The sequence below is a fragment of the Mycoplasma wenyonii genome, assembly GCF_003265155.1.
In the GTDB taxonomy this organism is placed as follows: Bacteria; Bacillota_I; Bacilli_A; order Mycoplasmatales; family Mycoplasmoidaceae; genus Eperythrozoon_A; species Eperythrozoon_A wenyonii_C.
Map to the genome: position 1 here is coordinate 1 of NZ_QKVO01000028.1, position 2,404 is coordinate 2,404.

At 34.0% G+C, this 2,404-nt stretch carries 2 protein-coding genes; one reads left to right on the top strand and one right to left on the bottom strand.

Features of this window, described 5'->3' with window-relative positions; genetic code table 4:
• Positions 1 to 217: 217 nt before the first annotated feature.
• Positions 218 to 1,750 (top strand): DUF31 family putative serine protease, encoded by a 1,533-nt coding sequence (locus tag DNK47_RS03315; protein WP_112665933.1) that lies wholly within the window; start codon positions 218 to 220, stop codon positions 1,748 to 1,750.
• 429 nt (positions 1,751 to 2,179) lie between these two features.
• On the opposite strand, the gene DNK47_RS03560 is transcribed toward DNK47_RS03315, so the two are convergent.
• A partial coding sequence (locus DNK47_RS03560; RefSeq protein WP_181454174.1) for a hypothetical protein occupies positions 2,180 to 2,404 on the bottom strand: 225 nt, incomplete at its 5' end.

A 2,404-nucleotide genomic window follows, 5' to 3' on the forward strand; every position in this document is an offset into this window, starting at 1 on the left:
AGTATAAGCCTCTTTAACAATCTCACCTAATTCAACTAACTTAACTTTCCTACCCATTAATCTAGGAAGTTGTTAATTCTAAACTTACAGGTAATTTAAATTGTTGAAAAAAATAAAAAATGATAATTTGATCTTTTTAATATCAAAAACTTAATAGCTTATTTACAGACCCAAAAAACAAACTTAAAATTCATAGGACAATAGTTAAATAGAAATTATGGCCACTATTACCTGAAAAGGTGGAGCTGTTTTACTTTCAACAATAATTGGATCTATTGTTGGACTTAAAAAGTTAGTAACTGGAGAAAGTATCGTTACCCCCCCCGAGTCAGGAATAACTTCTCTTTCTCAATCTAATAATTTTTCAGATAGTTTTCCAGTAGCGGAAGAAGAATACAAAGACACTAATCAAAATTTCTCTGAGGCTCAAGAAATAAAACACGTTATTGCGGAAGAGCCTTTTAGCTCTTCAACTTATACAGTAGCTTCAGAGGGAGAAAGATTTACAGATAGCGAGTCTCAAATGACTCCAGACAAAACATTCTATTATTGAGGTCGTAAATATACCCCAGAGATACAAAAAAAGAATAGAGAGGAGGCTAAAAGAATATATGAAATACTAAATGATTACTCATTCAAGATTCATATGCCTTGTACTTATGGAACTGGATGAATACTAGACTATCAAATTCCTGAAAAAGACAAATACCCTACAAAGTGGTATATCGCCACAGCGGCACATGTAATTCAGGGGCTCGCCTTTTCAGATAATCCCTATAGCCAACTTTTGCCTAAATCTCATACATGAACTCAACATTTAAGAGAAAATGGGAAGAAAAAGCAAAGATATGAAGAAATGAAGAAACATGAGAGAGAAATAATGGATACCTGTTGAGCAGTAAATTGAGCAGGACATATTGACTTAAATCTTTCGCAACAAGGTAATGGGCCAAATAGAAAGGCAGATGTTGGAGCAGTTTCCTTGGGAGAAATGGAGGAGCCGAAATTATTTTTCTCCGCATTTAATTTCTTAGACAAAGGAATTGGTAGAAGAAAATACTTTAGTGACTTTGCAGTACTAGAAATTACATTTACTAGTGAAGACGCCGCGAAGAGAGCTACAAATAACTTTGCAACTAATCCGAAATATAAAAATGGTTCTAGAGATGTAATTAATGTATTCAGTGAACCTATAGAGAAAAAATACAAAACAGAAGATGGAGAACAGCTTTGAAAAGCGTTACAAAGGGAAAATAAGAATTACTATAACTTGGGCTATGGTTGAGGGGCAAAAGATAAATGAACTTATACCAAAAATTGAGATGAACAGAAAACTTTAGCTTCTACTATGGGTGGATACACTAAAGCTGACAATATTCGAACTGATGAATCCGCATTCTTATGACAAGGCGACAAATATAACTTTTTTGGACATCTTTATCGCCTTGAACATAATCCAGTAAAGGGAGGGGGATCAGGAGGCATATATGTTGATGGAGAAGGAAATGCCTTTGGAGTGGTTTCCGTTGGCGGAAGAAATTCTACTTGAGTTCAACCACTTAGAAGTGTAGGAACGACTGTAGAAAGGGAGGGGATGGTGACTCCTAAATATGACTTAATACTTGGAGTTGATGGACAAGAGAATTACTATAAGAAACAAGTAGAGGAATATATTCTGAAACAAGGTGGAAAGACTTGATTAAGTGAAAGAGGAAATTGAACTGTTCCTGTTCAACAAATAAATACCTAGGTTTTTAAGCCCTAAATTATTACTAGCTATTTATTGAGTATTAGCTTTCTAACTGTCTTATTCATTCCAATAATTTAGAGGCAAGATGATTTTCAATATCAACAGAAACATTTGAAGAAAGCTCTTATAATCGTCTTCCTTGTGCCTCAAAATGTCCTTGTGTTCAAGGGTTTATGTGTCCAAATTCATCTTGAGAGCTTCGGAGTTGTTTTTAAAATTGATGGACTGTTTCATGATTTTCATTTAATGAACCAAGAGCTTGATTAAATTGTTCTTTCGAATCATAGAAATGAAAGAAGGGATGGTTTGTATCTCATTTACCCCAATCATCAACTGTTTTTGCAGGTCTTCCGCTGCTGGTCCTAGTAGTAAAGTGTTTTTGTAATCGTAGATTAGAGCGATCTCATCAAAGTAGTCTTAGGGCTTTCTTTATTGATTGAAGATCTCTGGTTTCTTAGGTGAATTAGATTCCTCTTGAGTTAAAGCGACATTAAAATTATCAACTCTTTGTAGTTCTCCGAAAATAGTATGTTTTTCTTTGGTTAGCTCTTCAAAAAGCTCATAAAACGTCTTTAGATTTTTTCTTTGTTGTGCTGAAAGAGATTTATTTTCTATAGACTGAGTTTTTTTATTTACTCTTCCTTTTCATTGTTG